The organism is Kitasatospora sp. NBC_00039, assembly GCF_045160625.1.
Classification (GTDB): Bacteria; Actinomycetota; Actinomycetes; order Streptomycetales; family Streptomycetaceae; genus Kitasatospora.
Genome location: NZ_CP108289.1, coordinates 644,488 through 669,261 on the forward strand (window position 1 = coordinate 644,488; position 24,774 = coordinate 669,261).

Genomic DNA, 24,774 nt, shown 5'->3' on the forward strand with positions numbered 1-24,774 from the left:
ATTGGAGTGAGCCGGCCCGCCGCCGGCCCGGTCTGTGCTCGGTTCGGGCGTACGTCGGCGCGCTGGTCCTCACAGGTTTGTGCACGCTGGACCGGGGACGGACGGACGGAGGCACGGCCTCCGGACCGGCAGACCGCTGCACGGATCGGAGCACAACATGATCGGGACCCCCGCACCCTTCGACGAGAACGCAGGACCTCCGCCGCTACCGGGCTGCGCCGAGGACGCGGCCGCCGCGCTGAAGCAGATGTTCGTCGACCTGACCCAGGGCGGCCGCATCTCCCGCGGCCAGGACCCCGTCAGGCGGCCGGTGTTCCTCAAGCCGCACGGTGTGGCCCGCGGAGTGCTGACGGTCTCCGCCGACCTGCCGCCCGACCTGCGAGTCGGGTTTCTCAAGAGCGCCCACGAACAGACCGGCGGCCTGACCACCTGGGTGCGTTTCTCCAGCGACACCGTGCCCGGCAGCCCCGACCTCAACACCACCCTCGGCATCGGCATCAAGCTGTTCGGCGTGCCCGGCCCGAAGCTGCTGGACGGCGACACCGAGGCCGGAACCCAGGACCTGCTGCTGCAGAATCACGACGTGTTCTTCGTCGACACCGCCCAGGACATGTGCGAGTTCACCAGGGCCGGTGTCGTCGACGGCAGCTACGAGCCGTACCTTCGGGACCACCCGGTCACCCAGGAGATCCTCGACGCGATGGCCACGTTCGAGGAGAGCGTGCTCACCGCGACGTACTGGGGTGTGCTGCCCTACGCCTTCGGCCCCGAGCGGTTCGTCAAGTACAAGCTGGTGCCCGCCGGTTGTGAACCCGGCGATCCTGCGGCGGTGCCCCCCGACGAGGATCCCGCTTACCTGGGCGCCGACCTGCGCCACCGCCTCTCGGCGGGAACGGCGGCCTTCGACCTGCTGCTGCAGTTCCGCACCGACCCGCAACGCATGCCGCTGGACCAGGCCACCGTGCGCTGGGAGGAGTCCGAGAGCGAACCGGTGAAGGTGGCCCGGCTGACCCTCCAGAAGCAGGACGTCACCGCCCGGGGCCAGTCCACGTACGGCGAGAACCTCGCCTACAACCCGTGGCACAGCCTCGCCGAGCACCGACCGGTGGGCAGCATCGCCGAGGTCCGCAGGACGGTCTACCAGGCCTCGGCCGAACAGCGCCGCGACGTCAACGGCGTCCCGGCGGCCGAGCCCGGCCCGGCCCGCCCGCAGATCACGCCGCCGCCCGCCCGCGACACCCGGATCGTCCGGGCCGCCGTGCACCCGGCGATCGGCGTGGCCCGGGTCGGCGACAGCGTGGACGAGTACGTGCTCGCCCCCGAGGTCGACCACCCGGCCCCGCTGCCCACCGGGAGCTACAAGGACGCCACCGGAGCCCTGAAGCGGCAGGCCGTCCGGTTCCGGGTCTACGGCTACAACGCCGCCGGCGAACCGGTCGCCGAGCTGACCGCCGACAACGCGGACCTGCGCTGGACCGTGCACGTCGTCAACTCGAAGGCCGCCTGGTACCAGTTCCAGCTGGCCCTCGACATCCCGGAGGCGGACAAGACCGAGGACAGCAACCTGCGCAATCCCAAGGTCCCCGCCAACCGGCGCAAGCGGCTGGTCATCGACCCCGGCTTCCGGTCGGTGCGCGGCCGCAACCGGGCCGGCGGCCCCGAGCACCTCTTCGACACCGGCACCTTCCTGGACCGGCCGGTCTACCTCGGGGAGCTGCGCACCGACGAGAGCGGCCGGCTGATCTTCCTCGGCGGCCGGGGCGTGTCCGCGTCGGCCACCGACACCCCCGCCGACACCTTCGCCAACAACGACGGCTGGCACGACGACGTCTCCGACGGCCCGGTCACCGCCGAGGTCAGCATCGACGGCCGGCCCATCCCGGTCGAGCCGGGCTGGGTGGTCACCGCACCGCCCAACTACGCGCCCGAACTCACCTCGGTGCGGACGATGTACGACCTGGTCCGCGACGTCTTCGTCACCGCCGGCCTCCTCCCGGAACCGCGGCAGCCGTCCTTCACCCGCGACGTGCTGCCCGTCCTGCGCCGCCTCTGCGACCTGCAGTGGGTCAACCAGGGTGTGGCGGTCCAGCTGGGGCACGGCGGGCGGGAGGACCTCCTCGCCCCCGACACCCTCGCCGCGCTGGCGGACCCCTCGCCCGTCCACGAGGAGCTGCGCCGGCAGGTCTGGCTCACGATCCGCAACTACGACCGCGACGGCACGTCCCCGGTGCCGTGGCCGGGGGTCTACGGCGACGCGATGAACGTACCGGCCGAGTCGGTACGCCAGCACGTGACACTCTCCCCGCTCCAGTACCGCCTCCTGGAGCGCTGGGCCGGCGGGGACTTCGCCGCCGACCACGACCCGCAGGCCTCACCGCCCGCCTCCCTCGACCAGGTGCCGTTCGCCGAGCGGCCCCAGACGCTCGACCGGGCCGCGCTGTCGTTCTGTCTCGCCGACGCCTTCCACCCCGGCTGCGAACTCACCTGGCCGATGCGCCACACCACCCTGTACAGCAGCCCCTTCCGGGTGCGCCGCCGCGATCCGGACCTGCCGCCCCCGCCCGCCTACGGCCCGAAGCTCACCCCGCAGACCGCCCTCTCCTTCGACGGCCCGCTCTACGCCCAGCGGCCGGGCGACCTGACCCGGTGGATGGCCGTGCCCTGGCAGACCGACACCGCGAGCTGCCGCTCGGGCTACGAGTACCTCTCCGGCTTCGGCATCTACGACCCGTACCTCCCCACCTTCTGGCCGGCCCGGGTGCCCAACCACGTGATCGCCGAGGAGGAGTACGCGATCGTGATGGACACCTCCCGGCCCATGGCGGAGCGCCTGGCGGCCTTCGGGAACCGGCGGGCCTGGCTCCGCTGGCTCCCCCCGCGCTACGTCGACGCCATCAACGCCATGGTGACGGACTTCGGCAAGCTCGGTCTGGTCGAGCGCCGCCCCGGGCCGACCGACGACCCCCGGCTGCCGGCGGAGCTGCTGGTCGAGTCCGAGGTGAGCTTCCCGCCCGAGCCCGCTCCGCCCGCCCGGCGCAACCTGGTCGCCGTGCACGTACCGCTCGGCGCCGACCCGGTGCTCGGCGAGGCCGCGATGGCCACCGCCGTCACCATGGCGGAGCTGCCCGACGAGGAGGTGTCGGCGGGCTTCATCGACAAGGTCAAACGCTTCCGGCGCCACCGGTGACGGTCCGCCCGCGCCCGTCCGGGCCCGTCGACGCCGCCGTGGCCGGCGGCGGCCCGGCGGGCGCGGTCGCGGCGCTGGTCCTGGCGGCCGCGGGCCGGCGCGTCCTGCTCCTCGACCCCGGCGGGCGGTCCCCGGCGGCCGCCGGCCGCCGGGGCGCGTTCAAGATCGGCGAGTCCCTGCCGCCCGCCGCCCGCCCGCTGCTGCGCGATCTCGGGCTGCTGGACGGCTTCCTGGCCGCCGGCCACCCCCCGTCCACGGGGACGTACGCGGCCTGGGGTTCGGCGGCGCTGGACGGTCGCAGCCACCTCTTCGACCCGTACGGGCACGGCTGGCACCTCGACCGGCTCCGCTTCGACGCCTTCCTCCGGGACGCGGCCGTGGCGGCCGGCGCCGAGCTGCGGCGGGCCACCGTGCTGGAGCACGCCGGCGGCCTCCTGACCCTCCGTGAGCGCGACACCGGCGCCGTGACGGAGCTGCAGAGCCGCTGGACGGTCGACGCCACCGGCCGGCGCTGCGTCATCGGCCGCCGGTACGGCCACCGCCACCGGCAGGACCGGCTCGTCGCCGCGTACGCCGTGTTCCGCGATCCCAGCGCCGCGGAGCCGGCGCAGCCGCGGGACGCCGAGGCGCGCACCCTCGTCGAGGCGGCACCGCACGGCTGGTGGTACACCACCCTGACCCCGGCCGGACGCCTGGTCGCCCACCTGACCGACGCCGACCTCGCCGACCCTGCCCTGCGGACACCCCACGGCTTCTGGCGCGGCATCACCCGCACCGAGCACGTACGGCGGCGGCTGGCCGGCTACGACCCCGCCGCAACCGCCGCGCCGTGCTGGACGCCCGCCCACGGCCTGCGGCTGAGCCCGGCCGTCGGCCCGGGCTGGGTGGCGGCCGGGGACGCCGCCCTCGCCTTCGACCCGCTCTCCTCGCAGGGCATCCTCACCGCGCTGCACACCGGCGCCCGCGCGGGGCAGACCGTGGCGGCGTGCCTGGCCGCCCCCGGCCGGACGGCCTCCGCGCTCGCCGACTACGCGGCGTTCCTGGACGGCGTCGCGGACGCCTACCGCAGAAACCATGCGTACTCGTACGACCAGGAGAGACGTTGGCCGCTCAGCGCTTTCTGGCAGCGCCGGCGGGCGGGCGGCGGAGCCCCGTCCGGCATAGCCTGAAAGAACCCGACCACTTGTCCATGGGGGCAGTCATGACAGCTCCAGCTCCGACGCATGCCGTCTGGGACGCCACGGAGGTCACCCAGTCGGTGCAGGACCTCCAGCACCGCGTCGCCCTGATCGCCGGCAAGGTCACCGTGATCCGCGTCTACGTGAGCGGCACCAGCGGACCCCCCGCCGGTGTGCGCGGTACCGTCACGCTGATCCGGTCGACGACGGACCCCGGCGTCAAGGTGACGTCGGTCAACACCATCGCCCTCGACCCGAACTCCACCCAGGGCCTCGCCGCCCGCCGCGCCGACGCGAACCTGAGCCTCAACTTCATCGTGCCGCCCGCGCTGACGCTGGAAGGGGCACTCAGCGTGAGCTCGGTGACCCTCAGCGATGCCCTGACCGGTGCCGTCCTCCCGCTCGGCGCGACGGGAGCCGGCCCGACCGTCCTGTTCCGCACCGGCCCCCCGCTGCGGATCCGCGTCCTCGGACTGCGCTACACCACGACGAACCCGCCGGGCACGTTCACCCCGAGGGATCTGGACTTCACCGCCCTGGTCAGCTGGCTCAAGCGCGCCTACCCGGTGGCCGAGGTCATCAGCTCACACGCCGTCATCGACGCCACCGCCACCCCTCCCTTCCTGTGCAACGACACCAACGCCCAGCTCGCGGCCATCCGCAACCTGGACATCAGCGTCGGCGGCGACCGGCGCACCCACTACATCGGCCAGGTCGCCGACGGCGGGTTCTTCCTGCGGGGGTGCTCCTCCGGCCTCCCCGTGGCGGCCGACCCGAGCGTCGTCGCCTCGTCGCCGTGTGGTTCGGCCTCCTTCGGCTGGGACTTCGACGGCACCTACGGCGACTGGTACGGCGGTCACGAACTCGGCCACACCTTCGGCCGCCTGCACCCCGGCTTCTGCGGTGAGTCCGCGGACGACCGGCAGGGCTACCCGTTCCAGAGCGGGCAGCTCGCCGACGGGCCGGACACCTTCGTCGGGTTCGACGTGGGCGACCCTGCGCTGAACCTGCCGATGAAGGCCAGGCCGGGGGTGCAGTGGCACGACGTGATGACCTACTGCGACCGCCAGTGGATGAGCAGCTACACCTACGAGGGCATCCGCCGGCGGCTGGCCGCCGAGGACGCGCTCGTGGCCGGTGCCCCGCTGCCCGCGGACACCCCGGTGTCCGCCGCCGCCCCGCTCGCCGTCGCCCCGGTCGCCGGGCCTCCCCGGCCCGAGGGAGGCCGCCCCGACGAGCGGTTCCCGAAGCTGTCCGTCACTCCCGCGCCTCCCCCGGCGGCCGAGCCCGCCCTCCGGGCGGCCGGAGCGGCCCCGGAGGCCGAGCCACTCGTCAGCGTCGTCGGCACGGTGAACCTCACCCGGCGCGAGGGCGGCATCCGCTTCGTCAATCCGGTGACGCCCCTGGCCGCCCAGCCCGCCCAGCCCGGCGGTGCGGCCGGTCCGGACGGTGAGGCCGCCGGCCCGAACGGCGGGACCCAGGTGGTCCTGCGGATCCGGCAGACGGACGGCGCACCGCCACGCGAGATCCCGGTCCCGGTCAAGCTCGCCTCCGAGCTGGGCCCGAACGACGACCGCACCGGCCTGGTGGACACCGTCGTGCCGGTCGGGGCCAGCCCGGAGGCGATCGAGCTGGTCGTCGGCGGCCAGGTCGTGGACACCTTCCGCCCCGGCGGCGCACCGCCGGCCCTGCGCGCCGCCCGCCACGCGAGCGCCGAGGCCGGGGCGTTCGGGCTGGCGCTGGACTTCGACCGGGGACCGGAGGCCGGCCAGACCTTCGCCGCACAGGTCAGCACCGACGGCGGCGCCACGTGGCAGACGATCGGCGTCGGTCTGAAGGAACCGACGATCCAGGTGGACCGCAGCCAGTTCCGCCCGGGCGACCAGGTCCAGCTGAGGATCATCTCGACCAACGGGTTCACGAGCACGGCAGCCGACATCCAGGAGATCCAGGTCTGAGCGGGCCTCCCCCGCGGGGCCGGCCCCGGGAACGGCCGGCCCCGCGGTGGCCGCTGCTCCCGGGGCGCCGGGAAGAAGTCGACGGCCCGCCGGTCGAGGCCGCGCTCGCCGAGCAGGTGGCGCCGCAAGGCCCGCACCACCCCGGACTCGCCCGCGATCCACGCGTACGGCGCGCCCTCGGGGAACCGGGCCGCCCGGACGGCGTCGAGCAGCCCGCCCTGGTGGGCAGGGTCGCGGACCAGCCAGGTGAGCTCCGTGGCCGCGGGCGAGCCGGCCCAGCAGCCCCGTGCAACCGTGGCTACGCCACCAACCGTGGCGAACGGCAACACCGGGAGAACCTCGTGAGCCGTCAGCCGCACGCCGTCCGCCGTGAGTCGTCAGCCGTTGTCGGCTGCCGTGTCGGTGTCCGCCTGGGCGGCGGCGCTCTCGGCGGCGTCCAGTTTCTGCTGCATGTCCTGGGCCTGGGCGCCGTCGGCCGCGCCGCCGTCCTGCTTGCCCGCGGAGGATCCGGTGGTGGCACCCGTGTGGGACCCGGAGGGGCCACAGCCGGTGAGGAGGGCGGCTGCCGCCAGGGCCAGCGCCGCGAGCCCGGTGGCCGGGCGGCGGGTCACTTGCCGGCCCCCTCGTTGTGGGCGGCGCACCAGGTCTCCACGGCCTTGAGGTCGCCCTGGCGGGCCTGCAGCGTGGTGACGAGGGCCTTGCGGGCGGTCAGCCGGTTGGTGAGGTAGGTCTCGATCTCGGCGTGGCCGGCGGCCTTGGCCTCCGTGACCCGCTGCTGCAGGCGGGCGACCGAGCCGACCACGGTGGCGTCGCCGTTGAGCCGGTTCAGCGCCTTGGTGACTCGCTCCTCGGTCTTGGGCAGCCGCTTGCAGATGTTCTTCGCACCGTCACTCTTCGGCGTCGCCGCGGCGGTCGGGGCACCCGACGGCGAGCCGCCGCCCCCGTCGGCATGGGCCGGCACGGCGGCGAGCAGCGAACCGGCGATGGCGAGGGCGCCGAGGGCGGCGGCCTTGCGGCTGACGGACACACGGTTGGCGGGCATGTGGCTTCCTTCCGTTACGGGTGCCGGCACCGGCCGGGCACACAAGGACCGGCCGGTGCCGGGACGGTCGCCAGGAGAGTAGGACGGCTCTTTGTGGATTCCCTGTGGAACGGGGAACGGCGGCAAGCGGCGGGCATCGGGCGGCAGTGGCGGAGCCGGACGGCGGCTCAGCCCGAATCCACCGGCGTGATTGCGGAGTGATCGTTTCGGGCGCGCGGGGCTGATGCCCGACTGGAGGGTGTGGGGTGCCGGCTGGTCTGCCCAGCTTTTCCACGTCTGTCCTGGTCGGGCCCTCGCGGGCGGTGGTCGGGTGGTCAGCGTGTCGGCGGTGGGTGGGCGGCGTCGAAGAGGTCGGTGAAGTTGTGCCGCCAGGGCCAGCGTGTGGGCAGGTGGAGCGTCAACCGCCGTGCAGTGCGGGCGATTCGGGCCGGGACGTGGACGAGGTGGGCGCGGATCGTGGCGGTGGTGGCCTTCGTGTGGAAGGTCCCGGCGAGTACTCCGGCGGCCCGCAGCAGGTTGTGGGTGATCGCCCACAGGGTCAGCCAGGCGGCGTTGGCCTGGAACGATCCCGAGGGAAGGTGAGCCAGCGCGGAGCCTTTGCCGTCGGCGATGACCTGCTCGATCGTGGCGTGCTGCCGGTGCTGGTGCTCGGCCTGGAGCATCTGGAAGGGGCTGTCGGTGAAGACCGGGTGGTAGCGCCAGGCGGTGAACAACTCGCCCTGCCCGGCGGCGACTTCGGCATTCAGGCGGCGTACTCGGCGCACGATCAGGCGGGCGGTGACGTGCTCGGCTTTCTTCCGGCTGGTGAACGCGGTGTACTCGATCTCGGCGACCTCGGCGTCGGAGACCAGCTCGCCGGTGTCGGGGTCCACGAACGCGTCCGGGTAGCGGATCGCCTGCCACGCCGTCTCGGGTATGCGGCTGATCGCTGCGGCGACGTGCGGGTTCATCCGGACGGTCAGCGAGAGCCGGGCCCCGGCTCTGCGGCAGGCCGCCACGACGTCGGCGTTGTAGAACTGGCTGTCCGCGCGGACCACGACGGCGCCGGTCGCGCCGGCCTGCCGGGCGGCGGCCAGGGCCTCACCGGTGAACGGGCCGGCGCCCCGGGCGTCGGCGGCCTTGCCCCGCCGCAGCCGCACCGCCGCGATCACCGGCCGGGCCAGCGGCGTCGACAGCGTGGCCAGGATCGGGTGCAGCGTCCGTTGGCCCTTGAGGCGCCCGACCTCGGCGCCCTGCTTGGCGTGGCCGTAGACGCGGCGGTGGGTCGGGTCCACGTCGACGAACGCCACCTGGTCCGCGCCGGGCAGCAGCGGCGTGGATGCCGCGAGCCGGGCGAGGAACTCCCGATGCACGGCGTGAAGTTGGCGGTTGTGTCCGTGCGTGAACGCGCGCAGGAACGTCCCCAGGGTCGAAGGGGCCCGCACGCCGCCGAACAGCCTGTTCATCGCGCCGTGCCGGAGACGGTCGGTGTCGTCGATCGAGTCCGCCCCGGCGCACATCGCCGCGACCAGGCTCATCGCCTTGGCGGCCGGGTTCGCCCCGGCACTGTTGGCCGCGCCGTCGATCCGGACCCGGTCGGCGACCAAGCCGGGCAGGCCGAGCCGCTCGGCCAGGCGGACCAGCGGGACGAGCCCGGCATCAGCGACCAGGTTCGGCTCGTCGATCGAACACGGCGGAGACGGCCGCGGGGCCGTGAGAGGATTGCACTTAAGAGATGCCATGCTGATCGTGCGTGATGGAGCGTAGAGAACTCACATCATCGCAGGTCACAAGGCATCTCTTCGTTCGGGCGTCGCTCCACCGTGCAGATCACCCGGTGGATCCGGGTTCAGTCTGTGTCGGCCAGCCACTGGTCGATGAGCGCCTTGCCAATCGAATCGACCCGGTACGGGCCGCCGAGAGCAGCGTCCGCCAGCCGCGCGCGCAGTTCCGCGGCCGTGAACCAGCGTGCCTCCACCACTTCCACGTTGTCCACATCGATCGCGTCGGAAAGGGCCTCGGCGCGAAACCCGATCATCACCCCGGCCGGGAACGGCCACCCCTGGGAACCCTGGTAGGTCACCGCACCCACGGTGACGCCGGCTTCCTCCCGCACCTCGCGGCGCACCGTGTCCTCGAAGCTCTCGCCGATCTCGACGAACCCGGCTAGGGTGCTGAAGCGGTTCGGGCCGGATGCCGCATGGCGGCCGAGCAGGCAGCGCCGGGGCGTGCCCGGAAGCTCGACTAGCACGATCACGGCCGGTTCGATCCGCGGGAACAGCAGCTTCCCACAGTTCTGGCAGGTCCGCAGGTGGCCACCATTGCAGGACCGGGCCGGGCCCCCGCAGGCGCCACAAAACCGCTGATTGCGGTTCCAGTGCAGAATTCCCCGCGCGTACGCCAGCAGACCCGCTTCGTCCGGCGTGATGGTGGGAACCATCGCCCGCACGTCCAGCATCCTGTCCGCGCCGGCCAGCTCGACGGCGCTCTCCCGTTCGAGCCCGGACACATCAGCCGCGAACACCGCCCTCTCGCCTTCGAGGCCGAGCAGCACCCGGTCGCCGGCCGCGACGAGGATGTCCCTCGCCTGGGCCAAGGGCAGCCGCAACGGCGTTTCGTTTCGCACCAGGCACTGGTCCTGCCACAGGGGAATGACCTGGGTACTGGCCCTGGTCAGCAGTGCCTCGATCCAGTCCGAGTCTCCCCGCCGATCAACGACACGGTCGAGCCCCAACCCGCTGTAGTACACCGCTCCTCCTGGATCACAGTGTCTGCCTGTCCTCGACACTAGCGGATACGTCCGCCGACACCCTCCGCAGCTAGAACTTGCACGAAGCTGATCCGCGACCACTGGCACATCGAGGCCCTGCATCACGTCAGGGACACCACGTTCGCCGAGGACGCCTCCCAGCTCCGCACCGGCAACGCACCGCGCGCGATGGCGACCTGGCGAAACCTCGCCATCGGCGCCCTGAAGCTCGCCGGAGTCACCAACATCGCCGCAGCCCTCCGCCGCAACGCCCGAGACGCCACCCGGCCGCTCGCCCTCCTCGGCCTCACGTGATCACAAACCAGACATCACGCGACTATGCCGAAGCCTTGCCGAAGCAACGCCGGAATGATGCGGATACGAGGCGCTGAGCAGCCAGGCTGCGAGCCGCAGCGGCCGGTCAGGTTGGCCGTGTCGCGGATCCGGCACCGCGGGCCTCCAGGGTGAGTTCTGCGAAACGGACGACGGCGTCGGTGACGGTGTGGAACCGCGGGGAGTGGAAGAAGTCGAAGTTGTGCTGCGCTCCGGGGAGTTCGGCGTAGACGACTGGCTGCTGGGATACCGCGCGGAGCCGGTCGGCGAATGCTCGGGCTTCGTGGTGCAGGACCAGGGTGTCCAGCGCGCCGTGGACGATCAGGAACGGCGGCGCGTCGGGGTTGACGCAGTCCTGCGGTGACGTGGGCGCCGGCGAACGGCGGCCGACGTGGCCGTAGTAGCCGTACAGGCCGATGACGCCGCGAACGTCGGTACTGGTCAGGGCCGCCGTCGCGGCCAGGTGCGCGCCCGAGGAACCGCCTGCCACGAAGACCGCCTCGGTGCTGCCCCCGTACGACGGCGCATTGGCGCGGGTCCAGGCCAGGGCGGCGCGCACGTCGGTGAGTTGATCCCCGTAGCGGGCCCGAAACAGCCGGTAGTCGACACTGACGCAGACCCAGCCCTGGGCGGCGAGCCGGTAGAGCAGGGGGCGGGCCCCCAGCATCTTGTTGCCGGTCACGAATGCGCCGCCGTGCACGTAGACCAGCACCGGTGCTGCGGTCCGGTGGCGGCGGGAGACGTACACGTCCAGCCGGTTCCCACGGCGTGCCGGGCCGTAGTGGCGGTTGCGGATCCGGCGCACGTCCGGCCGCCACGAGACCATCGGCAGCAAGAAGCGCCACCAGGGCGGAGGGGTGTACCGGGGCACGCCGTCGGGCCCGTAGGCGGCGCGGAACGCCGTCACCAGTGCCGGGCGGGCGGACCGGGCGCGGACCGCGATCCGGGCGAGCAATAGAACGTCCGCCGCCGTGAACCCGGCGAGCAGCCACCACAGGAACCCCGACCGCGGGTCGGCCAGGGCCCCCATCGTGCCCGCGAGCAGCCAGTACAGGCCCACGAACGGCATCTCGTTGATCCACCAGCCCAGGGCGAACTGCAGGTTGAACGGCGAGGAGCGGCGGGGCATCGGTGGGCGCAGTGCGATCACCGCGAACAGTGCCAGGATCAGTGTGGTACTCAGTGCACCTGTCATCCGACTCCCCCTGCGCTACCATCACTACGATCGTAGTAGGAAGCGTACTACTGTCGTAGTGACCGCTTCAAGGAGGTATGCATGGCTCGGCGGGACGACATTGCGCAGGCGGCGATGGAGTTGGTCGCGGAGGGCGGCAGCCACGCGCTCACCCATCGTCGGATCGACCGTCGCCTGGGCCTGCCGGAGGGCACCACCTCGAACTACGCGCGGACCCGCCGCGATCTCGTATTGATGGTGGTCGAGCGAATCGCCGGCATCGCGCACCTGCGCGCACCCGACGCGCCGCCACCGCGCACGACCGACCAGGCCGTCGCGCAACTCACCGCCGCTTTCGAGAACGTCGTCGCCCGCGGTGTCGACATCCGCGCCCGGATGGCGCTGACGATCGAAAGCGCGGGCGATCCAGAACTGCATGCCCTGCTCACGACGGCGTCGCCGGTCCGCGCCACCGTGCTGGAGCAGGCCCGGCAACTACTCGCCCCCCTCGGGGTGTCCGACGTCGAGCAACGGGCCGTCGATCTCATCGGCGTCATGAACGGCTTGTTCTACGACCGCTTGTTCGGCAGCGGTCTGCGCGGTACCCCCGTGGATGCAGCCGCGGTACTCAAAGCCTGGCTGACCGGAACGACCACGACGCCGTACCCGCAGCCGGTATCAACAGGCGGAGTCCAAGGTACGTAGCAGCCCAGATCATCACGGCGGGAGCGTCACCGCAGCAGTGTGGGAAGATTTCACTTACGAGGTACCTCGCTGATCGAGCCTGTTTGAAGCGTGAGAACTCCCATCATCCCAGGTCAACGGGCATCTCTCTGCGTCAGCCCCTCGCCGCCTCGATCATTGATCGGTGGATCCAGGCTCAGTGGCCGGTGCCCGAGATCCAGTCGCGGCCGGCCGGCAGCTCGATGGTCGGGGCATCGGGGCGGGGCCGCGGCAGCCTGACCTCCATCCGGCAGCCGCCGCCGGGCGCGGTCGTGATCCGGACCGTCCCCCGGTGCAGCGCGACCTGCTGCGCGACCAGGGTGAGGCCGAGGCCCGAGCCGGGACTGTCGCGCCGGCGGTGGAACCGGCGGAACACCGCCTCCCGCTCGGCCGGACCGATCCCGGGGCCGCGATCGTCCACGGTGAGCAGCACGGTCTTGCCCTCGGCCGCGAGCCGGAGCGCCACCTGCGCCGGCTCCTGCCCGTGGCGGCCGTGCACAGCGGCATTGCCGAGCAGGTTGGCGAGCATGATCCTCAGTCCGGGCTCCCAGCCGAACACCCGCACCTCCTGCGGGACGTCCGCCTCGAAAGCCGCCCGCGGATGGCGGCGGGCGGCCTCGCCGACCGCCGCGTCGGCGACCTCGGCGAGGTCCACCGACCGGAACGCGTCCACCTGGACCAGGTCGCCCCGGGCGAGCGCGGCCAGCGCCGTGAGCAGGTCGAGCATCCGGGCGTGGTCGTCCCGCAGCTCGGCGACGATCTCCGCCCGGTCGGCGGCGGGCAGATCCGGGTGGGCGGCCAGCACGTCCAGATTGGTGCGCAGGCTCATCAGGGGGGTCCGCAGTTCGTGCGAGGCCGTGGAGGAGAACGCGCGGGCGGTGTCCAGGGCCTGGGCTGTGCGCCGCGCCTGCTCGTCGTAACGGGCGAGCAGGAGCGCGAGCGCGGCGGAGAGCTCGTCCACCTCCGTCGTCCCGGTCCGCTCCGCCACGAAGCAGCGACCGGCCGGACCGGGGGTGCTGTCCGGGCCGTCGGCGTCGGCCGGACCGGGGGTGCTGTCCGGGCCGTCGGCGTCGGCCGGACCGGGGGTGCTGTCCGGCCCGGGGGTGCCGGCCGGATCGTCGCCGCCGGACGGACGGGGTGCACCGGCCGGTCCGCCGGCGTTGTCCGGCCCGCCGGCACCGTTCGCCCCGCTGGTGGCAGCCGGTGCTGCCGGGTCGAGCGCGGCCGCGCGGCGGCTGAGCCGGCGCAGCGGCGCCGTCGCCCGCTCGGCGAGGACGAACCCGATCAGCGCGGAGACCGGCGCCGCGACCAGCGCCACCAGCAGTACCCGCCGCCGGACGGCGGCCGTCTCACTGTCGGTCTGCCCCGCGGGCGCCACCACCCAGAGCGTGCCGCCGGAGCCGGCCGCCCCCGCGGCGCCGACCCTGACGGTCAGCACCCGCCAAGCCCTGCCCTGGTCGCGCACCGTCACCGGACCGCCCGGCACGGCGGGGAAGGCCTCCGCGTCGGCGGGCTGCGGACCGACCGACAGCAGGACAGCCCCGTCCTGGCCGGCCACCCGCACGCCCGCGTCCAGGGCCGAGTCCAGCACCTTCCGCTGCTGGGTCTGCTCGGCCTTGGGCCGGCCCTTGCTGTCGGCGGCCACGAGGGCGCGGACGCTGGGCAGGACGGCGGCCGCCCGGTCGTTGAGCCGGGTGTCCTGCTGGTGGCGCAGGTCCCGGCCGACCAGCGGTAGGAGCAACAGCCCGGCCAGGGCCACCAGGAGCGGCACCACGGCGGCCGCCCACAGCGCGATCCGGGTGGAGAGCTTCACGGCGACCCCGCCCCGTCGCCGCCGGATATCCGCAGGACGAAGCCGACGCCCCGCACGGTGTGGAGCAGCCGGGGCCGGCCGCCCGCCTCGATCTTGCGCCGCAGGTAGCTGACGAAGGTGTCGACGGCGTCGCTGCGGACGTCGAAGTCGTAGCCCCAGACCCGCTCCAGCAGCACCTCCCGGGAGAGCACCAGGCCGGCGTTGCGCGCGAGCTGGGTGAGCAGCTCGAACTCCCGGCGGGTGAGCCGGAGTTCCTCGCCGTTGAGCCGGGCCTGCCGGGTTGCCGGATCGATCACCAGCGGGCCGGCGACCACCCGCTCGTCCGGTTGCGGGGGCCGGCGGCGCAGCAGCGCCCGCAGCCGCAGCACAAGCTCCTCCAGCGCGAACGGCTTCACCAGGTAGTCGTCCGCCCCCGCCTGCAGCCCGGCGACGCGGTCGGCGGGCTCGTCCAGGGCCGAGAGCATCAGCACGGGGATGTCGTCGCCACGGGTCCGCAGGGTGCGGCAGACCTCGGCGCCGCTGAGGCCGGGCATCGACACGTCGAGCACCAGGACGTCCGGCGCGGCGGCCGCCAGCACGGCGAGTGCAGCCTCGCCGTCCTCGGCCAGGCTCACCGAGAACCCGCTCAGCCGCAGGCCGCGCTCCAGGGTGCGCCGGATCGCCGCGTCGTCGTCGACCACCAGCACCCGGCCGGCGGGGCCGCCCACGGCCCCGGGCCCGCTCCCGTTCATCGGCGCCTCCTCTCGTCCGGGCTGCCGACCCTCTCATACGCATCGTTCGGGCCCGTGCCGGGGGTTGGCCGGGGCACGGCCGGCCCTCCCCCGCGGCCCCCGGGCTCACCCCAGCCGTGCGTCGAACTCCAGCGACTCGACCAGCTCGCCGACGCGCCGCTCGGGCAGCCCCCGGGCGACGAACCAGGCACCGACGTTGCGCACGTCCCGCTCCAGGAACGAGCGCCCGCGCGGGTTGGCGACCACGTCCACGATCTGCGGCACGTCGATGATCACCAGCCGACCGTCGTGGACCAGGATGTTGTACGCCGACAAGTCCCCGTGGGCGTAGCCGTCACGGGCCAGCAGCGACAGGCTGCGGCCGAGCTGCTCCCACAGGTCGTCCACATCCGCCTCCTCGGCGCGCACCTGGGCGAGCCTCGCCGCCGCCGTGCCGCCCGCGTCGCCGACGAACTCCATGAGGATCTCGGTGCCCGTGATCTGCACGGGGTACGGAACGGCCACGCCGGCCGACCAGAGCCGGCACAGTGCCGAGAACTCGGCGGCGGCCCACTGCCCGGCGATGGCCTCCTTGCCGAAGGCGGTGCGCTTGGCCATCGCCCTGGCGATCCGGCTCTCCTTGTGCTGACGGCCCTCCAGATACCCGGAATCGCGGTGGAACATCCGGTGCTGGGCGTCGCGGTAGCGCTTGGCGGCCATCAGCGTGCGCCGGCCGGTGCCCGGCACGCCGCGCTCGAGGAGGAAGACGTCGGCCTCCTTGCCGGTCTTGACGATCCCGAGTTCGGTGTCGACGGCCGCGAGTTCGGTCACCACCCATGCGGGGCGCGGCTGGGGCCCCTTCTCGGTGGGAGTGGACTGGTCCCAGGTGGACCAGCGATCGCCCTCGGCCGGACCGTCGGCCGCCGGCGCGGGGAAGGCGGAGTCGTCGGAGTGGTCGTCCAAGGCGCCGGAACCGGAAGTCCCGGACGCGAAATGCTCGAAGGACTCGAAGGGCTCGAAGGCTCCGGAGTGGGTGAACTCGGGCTCGTGGTCGTCGAACCGCTCGGACCGGCGGCCGCGCCGGGGTGCGCCCTTGGGGCGGATACGGGAGAAGGAATCGCTGTCGGAAAAGCGCTCGCGCACTGCGGTGGCTCCTGAGGAACGGCCCACCGGTGCGCCGGATGCGACGCGTCGTCAGCCGGTGGGCGAAAGACGGAAGAGAGAGGCGTATGGCGCGCACACGAAAGCGCGCCGCGACAGGGCGGCAACCATTCGGACACACCTCCTCTGGGTCTCTACGTCAGTCCTCACGCGGCAACACGGAACCACGGCCACGCCAACTGCGCAGCGAGAACGGCCATAGCCTAGCCCTCCTCAAGATCGACGCAACCGAATTGACGGCCACGGCCTGCCCGGCACGGGGTGCGGCAGGCGTCGGCCGGTCCGTCGTGGGTAGGCACAGGGGCGGCACCGCACCCGCGGGACGGCCGGCCGCGACGCGGGACAGCCGAACATCCACACGTCCCTCGTTCGGGTGGCCTTCTCCTCAACACCGGCATTCCAGCGGGGAGTTGCCGCAAGGGTGGACCCGGTTCGCAATCTGGTGGCGGAGGCCGCATGGGCAAGAAGTACGCATCGGGGAAGGCCGTCGTGATCGGCGGCAGCTACGCGGGGCTGGTGACCGCACGCGTCCTGGCCGAGTTCTTCGGCGAGGTGGTGGTCGTCGAACGGGACGCCGTGGACGACCGTAGCGGGGCGCATCCGAGTGCGCCGCAGGGGTATCACGCACACGCGATGCTCGCCAAGGGCGGCGAGGTCCTGGAGAAGCTGTTCCCCGGGCTGCGGGACGAACTCGCCGCCCTCGGGGCCCCCGTGTTCGACTACGGGCAGGGCATCGACTTCCTGCTCCCGACCGGGTATGCGCCGCGGCAGCCGACCGGGGTCATGATCCAGACCTTCACCCGGGACGAGCTGGAGCGGCGGATCCGGGGCCGGGTGCTCGCCCTCCCCGAGGTCACACTGATGCCCTCCACCCGGTGCGAGGGGCTGCTCCGCGACCCTTCCGGCCGGGTGACGGGCGTCCGGATCAGCCGGCAGGCCGCCGATCCGGAGGAGGTCGCCGCCGACCTGGTGGTCGACGCCTCCGGCCGGACCAGCAAGCTGGAGGACTGGCTGCGCGCGGGTGGCGTCGCGGTACCGCCGAAGCGGGTGGTCAGGGCGAAGGTCACCTACACCTCGATGAACTTCGACCGGCCCGAGGACCGGCCGGCCGACTTCCGGATCGCCTACCAGATGCTGTCCGCTCCCACGGTGCGGGAGGCCGGCGTGCTGCTGGCGGTCGAGCACAACCGCTGGACGTGCTCGCTGTTCGCGTTCGAGGACGAGCCGCCCACCGACGACGACGGCTACCTCGGCTTCGCCAAGGGCCTGCGCAACCCGCGGCTGGCCGAGCAGATCGAGCAGCGCACCGCCCAGGAGCCCACCTACCGCTACACCAACCTCGACAACCAGTGGCGCCAGTACCACGCCGTCCGGGAGTGGCCGGAGCGGCTGATCGCCCTCGGCGACGCGGTCTGCGTCTTCAACCCCGTCTACGGGCAGGGCCTGACGGTGGCCGCGATGGAGGCGGACCTGCTGCGCCGGATGCTCGCGGCCCGGCGGCCCGGGGAGGGCCTGGACGGGCTGGCCCGGGCCTGCCAGAAGCGGGTGGGGCGGCTCCTGCTCGCGCCGTGGACGCTGTCCACCAACTCCGACCTCATGTGGAACCCCGAGAGGCAGCCGCTCGGCGCCCGGATCGCGCACTGGTACAACGCCCGGCTGTTCCAGGTCGCCGTGAAGGACGCGGGGGTCTGGGCCCGGTTCGTCCGGGTCGTGAACATGACCGCCTCTCCCGCGGTGCTGTTCCACCCGTCCGTCGCTCTGAAGGTCCTCACCGCGGCGACCACCGCCACAGGCCCCCGGCCCCACCGGGAGTGACGCCCCGCCGCCTACGCCCTGGTCGCCCGTGGACCCGGCGGCCCCGGCGGTGCGATGGATGAGCGGTTCGACGTGCCCGTGGGCGGCGCCCGGTCCTGCGCAGCGACCGGAGCCGCCGGCCAGCCCCGGTCGCTACCGGGGCTGGTCGGCGGAGGCCTGGGTTTCGCGGGTCCTGATCGGTCTGGTCACCTGTTTCGCGGTACACGACGGCATGCCCTCCGTCGCGCCGGCCGCGTCGCGGCGGTAGGTGCTGGGCGACATGCCGACCAGTTCGGCGAAGCGGGTGCTGAAGGTGCCCAGCGACCCGTAGCCCACCGCGAAGCAGACGTCGGTGACGCTGAGGTCGCCACGGCGCAGCAGCGCCATCGCGCGCTCGATGCGGCGCGTCATCAGGTAACCGTACGGCGACTCCCCGTACGCGAGCCGGAACGCGCGGCTGAGGTGCCCGGCCGACATGTGCGCGCCGCGGGCGAGCGCCTCCACGTCGAGCGGCTGCGCGTACTCCCGGTCGATGCGGTCGCGGACGCGGCGTAGCCGTGCCAGATCGCTCAGGCGCTGCGTCTCGTCGGGTTTGCTGGTCATCTTCGAGATCGTGCCACAGAGGGCACCGGTCGGGCAGGGGAATGCCTGCCCGACCCGTGGAACACGCTCCGCCGCGGGTCGGGCAGGCAATCGGTGCCGGCAAAGTCCTCCGTCAGGCGCCGACGTAGGCCGCGAGGTGCTCGCCGGTGAGGGTGGAGCGTGCGGCGACGAGGTCGGCGGGGGTGCCCTCGAAGACGATCCGGCCGCCGTCGTGGCCGGCCCCGGGACCGAGGTCGATGATCCAGTCGGCGTGGGCCATGACCGCCTGGTGGTGCTCGATGACGATGACCGACTTGCCGGAGTCGACGAGCCGGTCGAGCAGGCCGAGCAGCTGCTCGACGTCGGCGAGGTGGAGGCCGGTGGTCGGCTCGTCGAGGATGTAGACGCCGCCCTTGTCGGCCATGTGGGTGGCCAGCTTGAGCCGCTGCCGCTCGCCGCCGGACAGCGTCGTGAGCGGCTGGCCGATGGTGAGGTAGCCGAGCCCGACGTCGGCGAGCCGGGCGAGGATGCGGTGCGCGGCCGGTGTGCGCGCCTCGCCGTCGCCGAAGAACGCCTCGGCCTCGGTCACCGGCATGGCGAGCACCTCGCTGATGTCGCGGCCTCCGAGGTGGTAGTCCAGCACCGATGCCTCGAACCGCTTGCCCTCGCAGTCCTCGCAGGTGGTGGCGACGCCGGCCATCATCGCCAGGTCGGTGTAGACGACGCCGGCGCCGTTGCAGGTCGGGCAGGCGCCCTCGGAATTGGCGCTGAACAGCGCCGGCTTGACGCCGTTGGCCTTGGCGAACGCCTTGCGGATCGGATCGAGCAGGCCGGTGTACGTCGCCGGGTTGCTCCGCCGCGAGCCGCGGATCGCACCCTGGTCGATCGACACGACGCCCTCGTCGGCGGCCCCCGGCTTCCGGGACAGCGACCCGTGCAGGAGCGAGCTCTTGCCGGAGCCGGCGACGCCGGTGACCACCGTGAGCACCCCGAGCGGGATGTCGACGTCGACGTCGCGCAGGTTGTTCGCCGTCGCGCCGCGGATCTCCAGCGCACCGGTGGGCTTGCGCACCGTCTCCTTGACGCGGGCCCGGTCGTCGAAGTGGCGGCCGGTGATGGTGCCGCCGGTCCGCAGCTCCTCGACGGTGCCCTCGAAACAGACGGTGCCGCCCGCCGAACCGGCACCGGGGCCGAGGTCGACGACGTGGTCGGCGATCGCGATCGTCTCCGGCTTGTGCTCCACGACGAGCACCGTGTTGCCCTTGTCCCGCAGCCGCAGCAGCAGGCCGTTCATCCGCTGGATGTCGTGGGGGTGCAGGCCGGTGGTGGGCTCGTCGAAGACGTAGGTGGTGTCGGTGAGCGAGGAGCCGAGGTGGCGGATCATCTTGACGCGCTGTGCCTCGCCGCCCGACAGCGTGCCCGAGGGCCGGTCGAGCGAGAGATAGCCGAGGCCGATCTCCACGAACGAGTCGAGGGTCTGCTGCAGCGTGGTGAGCAGCGGCGCCACCGCCGGGTCGCCGAGGGCGCGGACCCATGCGGCCAGGTCGCTGATCTGCATCGCGCAGGCGTCGGCGATGCTGGTTCCGCCGATCTTCGACGAGCGGGCCGCCTCGCTGAGCCGGGTGCCGCCGCACTCGGGGCAGGCGGTGAAGGTCATCGCCCGTTCCACGAAGGCGCGGATGTGCGGCTGCAGCGCATCGATGTCCTTGGAGAGCATCGACTTCTGGATCTTCGGGATCAGCCCCTCGTACGTCAGGTTGATGCCGTCGACCTTGATCTTGGTCGGCTCCCGGTGGAGGAGGTCGTCCAGCTCCTTCTTGGTGAACCTGCGGATCGGCTTGTCCGGGTCGAAGAAGCCGCAGCCGCTGAAGATGCGGCCGTACCAGCCGTCCATGCTGTAGCCCGGGATCGTGAGCGCGCCCTCGTTGAGCGACTTGCTGTCGTCGTAGAGCTGGGTGAGGTCGATGTCGGTGACAGAGCCCCGGCCCTCGCAGCGTGGGCACATGCCGCCGGTGATGCTGAAGCTGCGCCGCTCCTTCACGGTCTTCCCGCCGCGTTCGAGCGTGATCGCACCCGCCCCGCTGACCGAGGGGATGTTGAAGGAGTACGCCCGGGGCGAGCCGATGTGCGGCTGTCCGAGCCGGCTGAAGAGGATGCGCAGCATCGCGTTGGCGTCGGTGGCGGTGCCGACCGTGGAGCGGGCGTCGCCCCCCATCCGCTGCTGGTCGACGAGGATCGCGGTCGTCAGCCCTTCGAGGACGTCGACCTCGGGCCGCGCCAGCGTGGGCATGAAGCCCTGCACGAAGGCACTGTAGGTCTCGTTGATCAGCCGCTGGGACTCCGCGGCGATCGTGCCGAAGACCAGTGAGCTCTTGCCCGAGCCGGAGACGCCGGTGAACACCGTCAGGCGGCGCTTCGGGATCTCGATGCTGATGTCCTTGAGGTTGTTCACACGCGCGCCGTGCACGCGGATCAGGTCGTGGCTGTCCGCAACGTGCAGCTCGGGCGACTGCGCGTTCGTCCTCGGGGCCGTGCTCATCGTGTCTCCATCTGTTGCGCGGGGCCGCCTTCAACTGCCGGGCAGCGCCGCCTCCGCGGTCTCCGCCGGCATCACCCGGCTCGATCTAACCAGCTTCGAGCCGCTCGGGGGCCTGCGCTTCTCGATTCCTGACCGGTCCGGCCTCCTGTCCCGCCGGGAAGGGCGGACCCCCTCGGAGTCCGGCCACGAGGAGCCGTCCCGCCGCCCGGCCCGCCGGGCAGCTGCGCGCCCCGGGCGCCCGCCTGCCCCGGGCTCCGTGCGTCCGCCCGGTCAGCGGCCGACCTCGCGGGAGCGGAAGTCGTCGACCGTCTCGCGGCGGATCAGCAGGCGGGCCCGGCTGTCACGGACGGCAAGGACGGCGGGGCGGCCGACCAGGTTGTAGCCGGAGGCCATCGAGAGCTGGTAGGCGCCGGCGGCGGGGACGGCCAGCAGGTCGCCGGCCCGCAGGTCGGCCGGGAGGCACGCGTCCCGGACCAGGACGTCGCCGGCCTCGCAGTGCCGGCCGACCACGTCCGTCCGGGCCGGCGGGGCGTCGGAGCGTCGGCCGACCAGCCGCACGGTGTACGGCGATCCGTAGAGCGCGGGTCGGGGGTTGTCACTCATACCGCCGTCGACCGCGGCGAAGACCCGGCCGTCGGCGGTGTGCTTCACGGACAGCACGCGGTAGACGGCGACCCCGGCCGGCCCCGCGATGGCGCGGCCCGGCTCGACCACGAGGCGCGGCAGCGCGAGGCCGGTCTCCGCACACCGGGCGGCCAGGCGGGTGGTCACCCGGCCGGCGAAGTCCGCGAGGTCGAGTTCGCCGTCCCCGGGCAGGTAGCGGATGCCGTGGCCACCGCCGAGGTCCAGCTCCGGCAGCTCGACACCGTGGCGGTCGCGCAGTCCGGCCAGGAACCGCACCACGGCGTCCACGGCGGCGAGGTAGGGCTCGACCTCGGTGATCTGCGAGCCCAGGTGGCAGTGGAGGCCGGTCAGTTCGAGCCCGGGCTGGGCCAGCACGCGGGCCACCGCGTCGGCCGCGTCCCCGCCCTCGATCGCGAACCCGAACTTCTGCCCGCCGACGCCCGTGCGCACCGCCTCGTGATGGCCGGCGGCGATCCCCGGCAGCACCCGGACCAGCACACGCTGCGGCGTGTCCGCCGCCACCAGCGCCGCCAGCCGGGCGATCTCCGCCGCGCCGTCGATGACGATCCGGCCGACCCGCAGCCGACGGGCGAGCCGCAGCTCCTCCGGCGTCTTCGCGTTGCCGTGCAGCACGATCCGGTGGGCCGGGAAGCCCGCCGAGGCGGCCAGCCGCAGTTCGCCGGACGAGCAGACGTCCAGGCCCAGGCCCTCCTCGGCGACCCAGTCGGCCATCGCGCTGCACAGGAACGCCTTGGCGGCGTACAGCACCTCGGCGTGCGGCAGCGCCTGCCGGTAGGCACGGGCGCGGGCCCGCACCTCGGCCTCGTCCAGGACGTACAGCGGGGTACCGAAGCGGTCGGCGGCCTCCGCGAGGCCGACTCCGCCGACCAGCAGCTCCCCGCCGGCGCCGGCGCGCGCCGAGGCCGGCCAGGGACTGCCGGTGGCGGCTCCGGTACCGGGGGCGTCTCCCGGAGCGACGGCGGCCGGAACGGTGGCGGTCGGAGCGGTGGGGGCCGGCCGGCCGGGCAGCGGAAGGAGGGCGAGCGGGGTGGCTGACGGCTTGGTCATGGCGGGTACTCCTGCGGGGAGGGCGAGGCGTGTCGGTGGCGGACCCACGCACGGCGCGGACGGCGTCGGCGGACAGCCCGGGCAGACCGCGGACGGCGGACGACAGACGCCGTCAATCGAGGTACTGCATGGCGATCCGGCAGTGCGCCACCCGCTCGCGCAGCGGCTGGGCACCGGCTGCGGACGGCCCGTCCGCAGGCTCGTCCTCGCCCGGCTCCGGCCGGAACGCCGGGACCGGCGCCGCGCCGGGGCGGCGCGGCAGGACGGCGGTCTGCCCGATCTGCGCGACACTGCGCAGCGGCCGCGCGACAGTGGCGACGGCGGTCTGGGTCTCGCTCATGGTGGACGCTTCCTTCCGGGGTTCGAGCGGACCACCGGTTCGGGCCCGCTGCTCCAGTGGAGCCCCGGTGCGGGCCGGACGCAGCCGGCCTTGACGCGTGGCCTACGCGCAGGCGGCCGTCCTTGACGCCTTTCTGACATCCCTCGGGTGCCGGCAGGTGATTCCCCTCCACCGGCACCGGTGCGCACCGCCCACCCCGTCAGGAGCGGGACCCCGCGGGCCGCGCACGGCCAGGTGCGGCAGTCCCGCAACCGTTCCCGGGGCGCCTGCGGCGCTACCGCACAGGTCACGGCCCTGCCGGCACCGGGCCGGGGCGGCAGGCGGCCGGGCGGGGCGTCAGGTCCACTGCTCGGACGGGGCGACGCCGGGGACGGGCTTGCCGATCAGGGCGAGGGGGACGAAGAAGTTGACCTGGCCGATGGCGATGGTCAGGGTGGCGAGGGCCTTGGGGTCGTAGTGGCGGGCGGCCTCGGCGTAGAGGTCGTCGGGCACGCGCTCGCCGTGAGGGTTCGCGGTGAGGACGGCGTCGACCAGAGCGAAGGCGACGCGCTCGGCGTCGGTGAAGTACGGGGCCGTGCGCCAGGTCGCCACCGCGTCGATCCGCTGGTCGGTCTCGCCGGCCTTGCGCAGCAGACCGGTGTGCAGGGCGGTCAGGTAGGTCGAACCGACGATCTGCCCCGCGCGCAGCTGGACCAGGCCGATCGTGGTGCGCGGCACCGAGCGGTTGCCCGTCGCCCGGTACAGCCAGCCGCCCAGCTCCTTCAGCTCCGGGACCAGCTCCGACGGGTCCGGCATCCGCGACGCCAACGCCGGCGCCGAGGTCACGGGCGTGTCGGCGGGCTGGAACGGCTCGGTGGTGGTGATGGTGGTGTTCACAGCGGGTCCCTTCAGCGGTTTCTTCTGCCTACACCCCCTCGACGGATCCCGGGCCGGAGATGTGACAGGCCAGCCGGGAGAAGTCCACGCCCGGCAGACCTCCCGGGCCTCCCCATCGCACACGGCGGGCGGCGTCCTCCCCCGACCGGACGCGGGAACGGGCCCGATCCTGCTTCACGGAGCGGCTCGTGACGATGCATCAGCGACCGAACTGAACGGCGGAGGCGGAACGGCAGCCGGCCACACATCCGTTGTCACCATGATCTTCGCCCACACAGTCGAAGGCCGCCCAGGTCGCCCAGGCCGCCCGACCCAGAGGAGCGAATCCATGCCCCACACCGTTCACCGTCGGACCGTGCGGCGTCGTCGCGTCGCCCGCGGGTGGCGTCGGCACTCGTGGCGGCGTCGGCACTGGCCATGGGGCTGGCCCCCTCCACGGCGCACCCGGCTCCCCTGCGGGCGGCACCGGCCGCCCCGCCCGCCCCCGCCGCGGGCCAGCCCGGCTGGCCGGGGCGGGGCATGAGCCGTGCCGGCCGAGGAACGGGTGCTGCGCGAGTCCCGGGAGAACTACAGATCGGTGGCCCGCTCGTGGCGGGGCTCGTACAGGCCCACCTCGGCACCGCCCGGCAGCCGGAACCTGGTCAGCCGACCCCAGCGCGCATCGGTGACCGGCTGGACGAACTCCACGCCCCTCGCGACCAGGGTCCTCCTCGTTGCGTCGACGTCGTCGCACATCAGGTAGAGCTCCTGGCTTCCCGGGCCTTCCGTCGGATGCACCGCGATCTCGCTCGGCGGGAGCTTGAAGATCAACCAGCCGCCTCCCGCGTCGACGTGCGGATACTCCAGCACGTCCCTGAAGAACGCCCGGTCCGCTTCCGCATCGCGGCTGTAGACGATAACGTGCCCACCGATGATCATGCGGCCAGGGTAGGTCTTGGCGCGAG

18 protein-coding genes and 3 pseudogenes are annotated in these 24,774 nt (G+C 73.2%); 6 read left to right on the forward strand and 15 right to left on the reverse strand.

Going from position 1 to position 24,774, the window contains the following annotated elements:
- Nucleotides 1–157 precede the first annotated feature (157 nt).
- Genes OG286_RS03220 through OG286_RS03230 form a run of 3 tightly spaced genes read left to right on the forward strand, consistent with a single transcriptional unit; the run spans nt 158 to nt 6,323 of the window.
- Nucleotides 158–3,187, forward strand: a complete 3,030-nt coding sequence (locus tag OG286_RS03220; RefSeq protein WP_405363224.1) for a LodA/GoxA family CTQ-dependent oxidase — start codon at nt 158–160, stop codon at nt 3,185–3,187.
- Complete coding sequence (locus OG286_RS03225) at nt 3,184–4,356, forward strand: tryptophan 7-halogenase (RefSeq protein WP_396324951.1); 1,173 nt, start codon at nt 3,184–3,186, stop codon at nt 4,354–4,356. Before OG286_RS03220 ends, OG286_RS03225 begins: the two co-directional genes overlap by 4 nt.
- A 32-nt stretch (nt 4,357–4,388) precedes the next feature.
- A complete protein-coding gene (locus OG286_RS03230; protein WP_396324950.1) occupies nt 4,389–6,323 on the forward strand; it encodes a hypothetical protein in 1,935 nt (644 codons plus the stop codon).
- An 83-nt stretch (nt 6,324–6,406) separates the two neighbouring features.
- Here OG286_RS03230 and OG286_RS03235 read toward each other — a convergent pair.
- The 5 genes and pseudogenes from OG286_RS03235 to nudC form a co-directional block, all read right to left on the reverse strand.
- Nucleotides 6,407–6,682 (reverse strand): annotated as a pseudogene (locus tag OG286_RS03235) (SIP domain-containing protein); the annotation flags it as partial.
- 18 nt (nt 6,683–6,700) lie between these two features.
- Nucleotides 6,701–6,934, reverse strand: coding sequence for a hypothetical protein (locus tag OG286_RS03240; protein WP_396324949.1), 234 nt, complete (start codon nt 6,932–6,934; stop codon nt 6,701–6,703).
- A complete protein-coding gene (locus OG286_RS03245; RefSeq protein ID WP_396324948.1) occupies nt 6,931–7,365 on the reverse strand; it encodes a hypothetical protein in 435 nt (144 codons plus the stop codon). Before OG286_RS03245 ends, OG286_RS03240 begins: the two co-directional genes overlap by 4 nt.
- 314 nt (nt 7,366–7,679) lie before the next feature.
- Nucleotides 7,680–9,072: pseudogene (locus OG286_RS03250) on the reverse strand (IS1380 family transposase).
- A gap of 121 nt (nt 9,073–9,193) precedes the next feature.
- The gene (gene nudC, locus OG286_RS03255; protein ID WP_124286798.1) at nt 9,194–10,093 is read right to left on the reverse strand and encodes an NAD(+) diphosphatase; all 900 of its coding nucleotides are present in this window, start codon (nt 10,091–10,093) and stop codon (nt 9,194–9,196) included.
- Between the two features lie 84 nt (nt 10,094–10,177).
- Here nudC and OG286_RS03260 point away from each other — a divergent pair.
- Nucleotides 10,178–10,408: pseudogene (locus OG286_RS03260) on the forward strand (ISAs1 family transposase); the annotation flags it as partial.
- Nucleotides 10,409–10,514: 106 nt separating this feature from the next.
- Here OG286_RS03260 and OG286_RS03265 read toward each other — a convergent pair.
- A complete protein-coding gene (locus OG286_RS03265) occupies nt 10,515–11,621 on the reverse strand; it encodes an alpha/beta hydrolase (RefSeq protein ID WP_396324947.1) in 1,107 nt (368 codons plus the stop codon).
- Between the two features lie 81 nt (nt 11,622–11,702).
- On the opposite strand from OG286_RS03265, the gene OG286_RS03270 reads away from it, so the two are divergent.
- Nucleotides 11,703–12,305 carry a TetR/AcrR family transcriptional regulator gene (locus tag OG286_RS03270; RefSeq protein ID WP_396324946.1) on the forward strand — a complete coding sequence of 201 codons (603 nt, stop codon included), beginning with the start codon at nt 11,703–11,705 and terminating at the stop codon, nt 12,303–12,305.
- Nucleotides 12,306–12,480: 175 nt separating this feature from the next.
- Here OG286_RS03270 and OG286_RS03275 read toward each other — a convergent pair whose 3' ends face one another.
- The 3 genes from OG286_RS03275 to OG286_RS03285 form a co-directional block, all read right to left on the reverse strand.
- Nucleotides 12,481–14,136: an ATP-binding protein gene (locus tag OG286_RS03275; RefSeq protein ID WP_396324945.1), complete on the reverse strand. Its 1,656-nt coding sequence runs from the start codon at nt 14,134–14,136 to the stop codon at nt 12,481–12,483.
- Nucleotides 14,133–14,867: a response regulator transcription factor gene (locus tag OG286_RS03280; protein ID WP_396324944.1), complete on the reverse strand. Its 735-nt coding sequence runs from the start codon at nt 14,865–14,867 to the stop codon at nt 14,133–14,135. Before OG286_RS03280 ends, OG286_RS03275 begins: the two co-directional genes overlap by 4 nt.
- A 105-nt stretch (nt 14,868–14,972) precedes the next feature.
- Entirely contained in the window at nt 14,973–15,989 is a 1,017-nt protein-coding gene (locus OG286_RS03285; RefSeq protein WP_396324943.1) for a serine protein kinase RIO, read from the reverse strand.
- Between the two features lie 474 nt (nt 15,990–16,463).
- On the opposite strand from OG286_RS03285, the gene OG286_RS03290 reads away from it, so the two are divergent.
- Complete coding sequence (locus OG286_RS03290; protein ID WP_396324942.1) at nt 16,464–17,822, forward strand: FAD-dependent oxidoreductase; 1,359 nt, start codon at nt 16,464–16,466, stop codon at nt 17,820–17,822.
- A gap of 132 nt (nt 17,823–17,954) precedes the next feature.
- Here the strand turns inward: OG286_RS03290 and OG286_RS03295 are convergent, their stop codons facing one another.
- The 6 genes from OG286_RS03295 to OG286_RS03320 form a co-directional block, all read right to left on the reverse strand.
- Nucleotides 17,955–18,404, reverse strand: coding sequence for a helix-turn-helix transcriptional regulator (locus OG286_RS03295; protein ID WP_396324941.1), 450 nt, complete (start codon nt 18,402–18,404; stop codon nt 17,955–17,957).
- Nucleotides 18,405–18,516: 112 nt separating this feature from the next.
- Nucleotides 18,517–20,922 (reverse strand): ATP-binding cassette domain-containing protein, encoded by a 2,406-nt coding sequence (locus tag OG286_RS03300; RefSeq protein ID WP_405363218.1) that lies wholly within the window; start codon nt 20,920–20,922, stop codon nt 18,517–18,519.
- Nucleotides 20,923–21,192: 270 nt separating this feature from the next.
- The gene (gene lysA / locus OG286_RS03305) at nt 21,193–22,614 is read right to left on the reverse strand and encodes a diaminopimelate decarboxylase (protein ID WP_396324939.1); all 1,422 of its coding nucleotides are present in this window, start codon (nt 22,612–22,614) and stop codon (nt 21,193–21,195) included.
- A gap of 112 nt (nt 22,615–22,726) precedes the next feature.
- Nucleotides 22,727–22,954, reverse strand: a complete 228-nt coding sequence (locus OG286_RS03310; protein WP_396324938.1) for a hypothetical protein — start codon at nt 22,952–22,954, stop codon at nt 22,727–22,729.
- A gap of 336 nt (nt 22,955–23,290) precedes the next feature.
- Complete coding sequence (locus tag OG286_RS03315; RefSeq protein ID WP_396324979.1) at nt 23,291–23,749, reverse strand: carboxymuconolactone decarboxylase family protein; 459 nt, start codon at nt 23,747–23,749, stop codon at nt 23,291–23,293.
- A 648-nt stretch (nt 23,750–24,397) separates the two neighbouring features.
- Nucleotides 24,398–24,748, reverse strand: coding sequence for a VOC family protein (locus OG286_RS03320; protein ID WP_396324937.1), 351 nt, complete (start codon nt 24,746–24,748; stop codon nt 24,398–24,400).
- Nucleotides 24,749–24,774 lie beyond the last annotated feature (26 nt).